At 36.4% G+C, this 8,404-nt stretch carries 7 protein-coding genes; 4 read left to right on the top strand and 3 right to left on the bottom strand.

What is annotated here, in order from left to right:
* Positions 1 to 60: 60 nt before the first annotated feature.
* Genes EO92_RS06165 through EO92_RS06150 form a run of 4 tightly spaced genes read left to right on the top strand, consistent with a single transcriptional unit; the run spans position 61 to position 3,792 of the window.
* Positions 61 to 1,221, top strand: coding sequence for a glycosyltransferase family 4 protein (locus EO92_RS06165; RefSeq protein ID WP_048170081.1), 1,161 nt, complete (start codon positions 61 to 63; stop codon positions 1,219 to 1,221).
* Positions 1,218 to 2,294: a glycosyltransferase gene (locus EO92_RS06160; protein ID WP_048170077.1), complete on the top strand. Its 1,077-nt coding sequence runs from the start codon at positions 1,218 to 1,220 to the stop codon at positions 2,292 to 2,294. The genes EO92_RS06165 and EO92_RS06160 overlap by 4 nt, the downstream gene beginning before the upstream one ends.
* Positions 2,291 to 3,058 carry an ABC transporter permease gene (locus EO92_RS06155; protein WP_048170074.1) on the top strand — a complete coding sequence of 256 codons (768 nt, stop codon included), beginning with the start codon at positions 2,291 to 2,293 and terminating at the stop codon, positions 3,056 to 3,058. Before EO92_RS06160 ends, EO92_RS06155 begins: the two co-directional genes overlap by 4 nt.
* Positions 3,059 to 3,063: 5 nt before the next feature.
* On the top strand, positions 3,064 to 3,792 hold the full coding sequence (locus tag EO92_RS06150; RefSeq protein WP_048170072.1) for an ABC transporter ATP-binding protein: 729 nt from the start codon (positions 3,064 to 3,066) through the stop codon (positions 3,790 to 3,792).
* Between the two features lie 445 nt (positions 3,793 to 4,237).
* On the opposite strand, the gene EO92_RS06145 is transcribed toward EO92_RS06150, so the two are convergent.
* From EO92_RS06145 to EO92_RS06135, 3 genes are all read right to left on the bottom strand, one after another.
* Positions 4,238 to 5,446 (bottom strand): glycosyltransferase family 39 protein, encoded by a 1,209-nt coding sequence (locus EO92_RS06145; protein ID WP_235283212.1) that lies wholly within the window; start codon positions 5,444 to 5,446, stop codon positions 4,238 to 4,240.
* Positions 5,447 to 6,043: 597 nt separating this feature from the next.
* Complete coding sequence (locus tag EO92_RS06140; protein ID WP_048170067.1) at positions 6,044 to 7,132, bottom strand: acyltransferase; 1,089 nt, start codon at positions 7,130 to 7,132, stop codon at positions 6,044 to 6,046.
* Positions 7,133 to 7,323: 191 nt separating this feature from the next.
* The gene (locus tag EO92_RS06135; protein ID WP_162197450.1) at positions 7,324 to 8,400 is read right to left on the bottom strand and encodes a glycosyltransferase family 4 protein; all 1,077 of its coding nucleotides are present in this window, start codon (positions 8,398 to 8,400) and stop codon (positions 7,324 to 7,326) included.
* Positions 8,401 to 8,404: the final 4 nt, after the last annotated feature.

The raw sequence follows: 8,404 nt of genomic DNA, 5'->3' as shown, positions 1-8,404 counted from the left end.
TCTGCAATCTTTGTAAGCGTAATGCTCCTGGAAGTTGATACAGACTGGTAAGGTGATGCAATGAAAATAGCCTTCGTATACGATGCTGTATATCCCTGGGTCAAAGGGGGTGCAGAAATGCGCATTCATGAACTGGGGATGCGGCTTTCTTCACAGGGGTACGATGTGCACCTTTTCGGGATTAAATGGTGGGAAGGCGGAGACGTTATTGAATATGAAGGCATGACCCTCCACGGCGTTTGCAAAGCAAGGGAACTCTATGTGGCTGGCAGAAGGTCAATTTCCGAAGCACTTTTATTCTCAGTGAAATTGTTTCCAGCACTAATGAAAGAGAAATTCGACCTTATTGACGTAAGCGTATTTCCCTATTTTTCCTGTTTTACCGTAAAGCTTATCTCAGTTTTAAAAAGTAGTCCTGCAATCTTTACATGGCATGAAGTCTGGGACGACTACTGGTATGAATACATGGGAAAAGCAGGCTTTTTCGGAAAAGTGATCGAAAAAGCGGTTTCTAAAATATCGGATAATAATATAGCGGTTTCGGACTGGACGAAGAAGAGGCTTGAAGCCCTCGGGACCCCTGAAAATAATATAATGGTCATTCCTAATGGGATCGATTTTAAAAGGATTTCCGGGATTGAACCGGAAGGTGGCCTGAATTCTGCAGGACTTGATGAGAAAATTTACGACATAATCTTCGCAGGCAGGCTCATAAAAGAAAAAAATGTTGATGTTTTGATAAAAGCAGTGGCTCTCCTTAAAGCTGATTTTCCAGACATCAGGTGCTGTATTGTTGGGGATGGACCTGAAAAGGCAGCGCTTGTGGAGCTTGCAAGGAAGCTGGAAGTTTCTGAAAACATCAAATTTACAGGCTTTCAGGAGTACGGTGCTCTGATCGGAAAAGTCAAGGCTTCAAAGGTACTCGTGCTGCCTTCAAGCAGGGAAGGCTTCGGGATGGTTGTAATCGAGGCTTTTGCCTGCGGGGTGCCTGTAGTAACAGTAAGGGAGAAGTACAATGCAGCGCAGGGACTTGTTGAAGATGGAGTGGACGGGCTTGTTGTGGAACTGGAAGAGAAGGAGATTGCAAAAGCCGTGGAAAAAATGATTGAGAAGAGCTCAGGGAACAGAAAAGTTTCAGAAGCTGCATTTAACAAAGCTGAAAAATATGATTGGGATGAAGCATTAATGAAACTAGAAAATAGTTATGAGGAACTTGCATGAAAATTGCTATTTTCCATGATTACATCGGAGCAATCGGCGGAGGAGAAAAACTGGTTCTTACCCTTGCAAAGGGACTGGGAGCAGACGTGATTACTACAGATGTAGACATGGATTCCGTAAAAAAAATGGGTTTTGAGGCCGTTAAAATCATAAGCCTTGGGAACACCTTAAAGATGCCACCCTTAAAACAGATAGATGCCTCTTTTAAATTTGCAACCTGTGATTTTTCGAAAAAATATGATTTTTTTGTTTTTTCCGGGAACTGGGCACTCTTTGCAGCGAAAAAACACAAACCAAATCTTTACTACTGTCACACACCAACAAGAGCTTTCTATGATCTTTACGATGTGTACCGTAAAAACCAGTCAATTTTTGTTTCTGTACCATTTATGGTGTGGGTACAGTTGCACAGGAAAGTTTCTGAGTACTACTTATCTCATGTATGTAAGATTGTGACTAACTCCGTAAATACTAAAAATAGAATAAGAAAGTACTTAAATAGGGATTCAGAAGTAATTTATCCTCCGGTTGACACTTCAAGATTTAAATTCAAGGAATATGGAGATTTCTGGCTATCCGTAAATCGGCTGTATCCTGAAAAGAGAGTGGAACTGCAAATTGAAGCTTTCAGAGAAATGCCAGATCAAAAATTGCTTATCGTCGGAGGTTATGCAGCAGGAGATCATGCATCAGGATATGCATCCAGATTAATGACTGGACTTCCAGAAAATGTAATGTTGATTGGCAGTGTTTCAGAGGAAAAACTACTTGAATTATATACCACCTGTAGAGGACATATCACAACGGCAATGGATGAGGATTTTGGGATGACACCTATTGAAGCCATGGCCGCAGGAAAACCTGTAGTGGCAGTCAAAGAAGGCGGATTCCTCGAAAGCATGATAGATGGCAAAACAGGACTGCTGGTTGAAGCAAACGTAGAAAGTATTGTTAAGGCAATAAGAATCGTCTCGGAAAATCCGGAAAAATATAAGGATTCGTGCCTTCAAAGAGCAAAACTTTTTGATACATCAGAATTTATTAAAAAAACGAAAGAGGTAATCAGTAGATGATCAAAAATCTATGGAAATATCGTCATCTTGTAAGAAGATTAGCAATTAGTGATTTCAAGGTACGATATAAAAACTCAGTCCTGGGCTTTTTCTGGTCGTTGTTAGAACCGCTATTGATGCTACTGGTATTATATGTGGTATTTGTAGACATATACCCGAGTACTCAGAAAAATTACCATTTGTTCCTTCTTCTTGGCATTGCCATGTGGGATTTTTTCACAAAAGGCACTACAATGGGCCTGCAAGGTATAATCAGCAAACCCGGCATGGTAAGACAGGTCTATATCCCAAGAGAAGTATTGATATTCAGTTCATCTCTGACCGCCCTTATGATGGCAGTGCTTGAACTTGGGGTATTTGCTTTTTTCATGGTGATATCAGGATTGATGCCAACATCAACTGCTATTTATTTCCCCTTAATTTTCATAATCCTATTTATACTCGTATTTGGAGTTTCCCTTTCATTAGGCGCACTCAATACATACTATAGAGATGTTCAATACATCTGGGCAGTCGTTCTTCAGGCTGGTTTCTTTGCAAGTGGGATTTTCTTTGACATTTCAACTTACCAGGGTGAAATTAAAAGATTGCTACTTTTGAATCCAATGGCAAGAATAATCTTGATGTCCAGAGAGTCGTTGCTGTATAATACAGCCATATCTTCCTGGGACCTAATCTTCTGCTTTGCTTCATCCCTTGTGATTTTACTTGTTGGGTATTTAATTTTTATGAAGCTTGAGCCTGGATTTGCAGAGGAGGTTTAATTATAATGGACATTATTGAAGCAAAAAACTTATGGAAAAATTACAAGATTCCCCACGAAAAAAGAAATACTTTGTTCGAAACTTTATATGGACTGCTGGATAGTAAAATGGGATATGAATCATTCACCGCATTAAAAGATATAAATTTCACAGTCAAAAAAGGAGAATGGCTTGGAGTCATAGGCCATAATGGAAGTGGGAAAAGCACTCTTCTAAAGGTCATAGCAAATACGATTCGTCCTACAAAAGGCAAAATAACGGTAAACGGAAGAATAACTTCATTTTTGGAGTTAGGAATAGGTTTTCAACCTGATTTAACCGCAAAAGAAAACATAAAAATTTATGGCGCCATAATGGGACTCTCAGACGATGAGATAGAAGACCGAATAGATGGTATTCTTGAATTTGGAGGACTAAATCGTTTCAAGGATTCAAAAATCAAAAATTTTTCCAGTGGAATGATTGTAAGGCTGGCATTCTCAACAGCAATTCAAATCGAACCGGAAATTCTTCTATTGGATGAAGTCCTTGCAGTAGGTGACCTGGATTTTCAGAAAAAAAGTTTTGAAGTTTTTGATAGATATAGGGAAATGGACAAAACGGTTGTTTATGTCAGCCATGATTTGGGTACAGTACAGCGTTTTTGTGATAAGGTGCTTCTATTGAATCATGGGGAACAGATTGGGATAGGGAATCCTGAGGAAATGATAAGTCTATATCAATCCATAGCATAAAACGTCCTGAAAATTTACAATCAAAAGAACATAGTTCCTAGATTTTGCAGTATGATGAATAAATGGCAATTATCCAGCTTACAAAAACCAGTTGATTGATATTGATTTTGACTACACAGAGAAGTCTGATTACTACTGATGAGAAATAAAAAAACGCAATAAATAGCCAACAATTATATAAAATTGCGTGAGGCCACTCCGCCCTAAACAGGCTGTCCGGCAATTACCACCAGTAATAACCAGATTTCTTCTATTTCTATTTAAAAGCTTGATGTGCCTTATTTTACAGGTTTTTGCCCCAAAATTGAAGTCGGATAGCCTCCTGAAGGACGGGGGTATTCGTGACCCTCTGCATTCCTTAAGTAATAAATTTAACTATGGGAACGCAAAGGCACAACGGGAAATCCCCTTCCTCGGAGGACATCAGCCCGACAGTTGGGGTAGTTCACGGATCACATGGAATAACTGGTTTACATGCTATTCCATATCCTCCCAATATTATGAATATTAACTCCCAGGGATAATGATATCGAGATTGCACTTCAAGGAAACTGTGAAGTATTACAAAAATTAAAAATATTATAAAAAGAAACCGAATCCCAATGTTAAGATTTGTGTTCTTTAATTTATAGCAACCCAATAGACTAAAAAATAATATCCCAAAATAGTAGAATTGGGGGACTGCTAATATTAGGGATAGATTTTGGAGTATAGAATCAGTTGATTTTGTTGAATCCAGATTCACGGTACTCCAATAAGCTCCAAATGACTCGTTACCCCATATTACACTAAATTTTTCGAATATTAGTTTAAGAAATCCTCCGGGATTTTCAGCTATACGAGATAAACCCGTCTGAAAAGCAATTTTTTTCGCTTCTTCTGGGCTATTATTTTCCCATATTTGACTGTCAACTAGATTCCAACTCCCTGTGTATTCATAATTTGTCCCCATAAGTAATGAATTTTGTATTCCTGTACGCGGATCAGAAGGGATATCAACGGCTGCACCAAGCCCAGTAAAAAGGATCCAGACAATAGCAAACCCAGATATTAAAAGAAGAGAGGACCGTATCCTGTTTTTCAAAGGGTGCTCTTGAAAAAATAATAAAGTCATAAAGCCTGTGGCAACAATGATTATGGATAGAAAACGAACTGTATAAGCTAATCCAAAGATAACACCAGCTAAAAAAATATGTGTAAATGCATCATCTGGTTTCACTTTAATGGCTCCGATAAACATAGCTATTCCGAGAAAAATAAAAAAAATAAACAAATGCTCTGAAGCCAGGACACTGTTATACATAATTTGAGCAGGCCAGATTGAATATAGTACAGTGGTTATTCTTGCAGTACATTCATCAAATAAAGATCCAGCAATCAAATAAAGAAGAATTCCTGTCAATGCACTAAGAAAAACGTTCAGTAATTTTGCTGCAAAAAGACTTACTCCAAAAATTTTGTAAATTATTCCCAGCACAAAAGAATATCCAAAGCCTCTGGCGTCATAGTCGATAGATAATAGATGGATTGGAAACTGTTTGGAAATAAATATTCCAAAATTATGATAAACTTCAAAATCTGAAAAAGGTATGGTTGGTACTACCAGTATCCAAATTAAGCGGAGTAAAATAATTACAAAGACGCTAATTATCAAAAAATGCTTTGTTGATCCCCTTTGAATAAAACTGTCAGTATCAGAGAGTATGTAATAAAAACAACATCCTATAAACCCAAAAACAAATACCCAGTATTTAGGAATATAGATTGAAAAATAGTTTTGTAGAGATAAAATTGAGCTCATAAAAAGAAGATATCCAACAATGTAAACAAGAACGGAGTCAATTTTAGATACTGACCACAGATTAGTAGTTTTCATTTATAGCTCCTAATAGTTGATTTTAATATAGAGCTCACCCACAGAACTTGATGTAACCTCTAAATTGCTCCCCTGATTAAAAATCCAAGATATGACTTTCCTTCATTCATATTTTGGAAATACTGTTCTACATGGTTCAATCCAACTAATGAGCCTTTCTACTGTATTTTTATCTATATGCTCATTTTATCCAACTTTCCGCAGATGTTCTTTCAATTTTTACAATAATTTCTGCTATCGTTTATTCTGAAAACCGCCCTGTTTACTCAAAAGTGTATTTTTGAAAGAAAGTCAGATCCATGATCCTAAACTCGATTGATTATTCGGAATATGGAATTCAGAGAAGCAATTTTGAGTTTTGGGATAAGCTCTGTCTTATGGCACAATTTTCTTGATCAAAGGTATTTTCTGCATTATTATCACGATGATCAGAGAAACGACGACCAGTAAGACTGTGACCAGTGGAACATATATTATCGGGCTCAGAACTTTGGGGGTCGGAAAAGACGCAGGTAATAAAAACGCACCAAATAAACCGTTTGATACATACAATAATAGTATTGGATGGATAAGGTATATGCCCATGGAAGCGACGGCGACATTACTTATAATGTTTTTTATTTTCATAATTGCCGTTGATACTATCATATGGTCTAGCACTTTCCGAAGGAAAATGAACAAACATATCGAGTATACTACCGTTGTTATACTTAATCCAGAGATAAAAAATGACTCAAATCTTCCGCTATTTATGCTCAAGATATAAGACCCAACGATCGTACCTATTATGGAAGTAACAGCCATGATACCCGACAAATATATTATTTTGTCAGTTATCGGGGTTTTTTTGATGGCATAACCGGTGATATAATAACCTAAATACCCGGTTGTGGCTTCTAAGGGTATCTCAAAATTGTATCCGAATAATCCTATTAGCTGTCTGAAAGGCGTGAATAAAAACCACAGTATTAAGAAATAATATATGTCATGCATTTTTGCATTCGCTAAGATCCTGCGTAACAACGGTGTAAAAATATATAATCCAATAATTATGTAGAGAAAATATAGATGATAATATATTGTATCAGCCAAGAATTGTCGCACAAAACCTATGGTAAATACGCTAAATACATTATAATTGTTCACGACTATCCAATAGATCATTGACCATGCAACCAGGGGTATAACAACCTTGTCAAACCTTTTTGAAAAAAAGACCCAGTCATCCTCCTGCTTATCCAATAATAAGTACCCGCTTAATATAATGAATACCGGAACTGCAAAGTGCGTCACTGCACTATATATATCAGACACCCACCAGTCTACCCATGGTATTTTATTCCAGGAGCATATGAAATCAGCGTTTACGTGGATTGCCACAACTGCAAATGTAGCTATTACCCGTATTAAATCCACCCAAAGATACCTCTCCTTGATTACGGGTTTTTGAATTACACTCTTCATTGGATCCCTCAAAATCCGTCTTAAATTGTTGTAGAAAAAGTCTTAGTGTCGCATCAGTAGCAAAATGTCGTATGAATTCAATTGCAACTATTCAGAATCTTTAAATGTTTAAAGACTGATGCAACACTATACTTAATAAGTTACCATTTAAAGTTAATTTTCTGTAAAACTGGCGAATAATTGGTGCAACTCTACTGAATATCTTGGACATTTGATGAAATACTGCATTTATCTAATAAATTATGTAATAGAGAGATCCAATCAAATATTATTTTTGAAGGGTCGTAACGTTCAAAAAGCGACTGATAGGAATTATTGATAATATCTTCTCTTACGCGCTGGTTATCCAGTAGTAAATTGATTTGGGAGACTGCGGAATCAATATCTCCTAAATCATATAATAGTCCAGATTTACCAGAATCAGTGATTTCTTTAAAAGCATCTATATTTGAACATACTACTGGACAGCGGCATGCCATAGATTCGACCACTGTCATACCAAAGGATTCACCGCGACTGGTAGACACATAACAACCATTAGATTGGGCAATAGTTTTGTATATTGCTTGAATAGGAGAATAAAATGGAATCCATTTAGTAGAAGGTAACAAACTTTTCTTGTTCAAAGCCTTGAAAAATGAATTTTTTATGCTTTCATCTGCAGTCATACCACCAACAATTAAGAAGATTACATCGTCTCTTTCTTTTGCCAGCTTCTGACCAATATCTATAAATTCACTCCAATTCTTGAGGGAATCCAAACGCCCTATCCATCCAATATACTTTTTATCACTTTCATTTATTACATCAATACTATTATACAACTCAATAAATGAATTATTTATGAAATTTGGGAACACATATATTGGAATTTCATTACCTATTTCTTGAGATATTATGTCTTTGAAATAATTACTAGGAACAGTTATTGCGATGGGCTTCTGTTTTCCACTAACAATAGAGCTTAAATAATTTCTATTCTCTTTATAGTTCGTATGAACTTCTAAGATAAACTTAACTGAATTATCAGTAATATACTCAAATATTTCAGGAGTATCTATAGAAATAACAAAATCATATTTTCCTTCAATGACAAATTGCCTGATTCTTAAAGGATCTTTTATAATGTAGACGTTTTTTTCAAATTTATCTGAAAATAATTTTTTCCCCCCATAATCATTAAAAAATAAGATATCTGCAGAAATATCACTATGATTTTCAGCTATTACTTCTAACCTGTTTTTAAGAATTACTTCGACGCCACCCATTGTA

The sequence above is a fragment of the Methanosarcina sp. 2.H.A.1B.4 genome (assembly GCF_000979385.1).
Classification (GTDB): domain Archaea; phylum Halobacteriota; class Methanosarcinia; order Methanosarcinales; family Methanosarcinaceae; genus Methanosarcina.
Note: the sequence above shows the minus strand (reverse complement) of the source record. Positions and strands in the feature narration are given on the sequence as shown.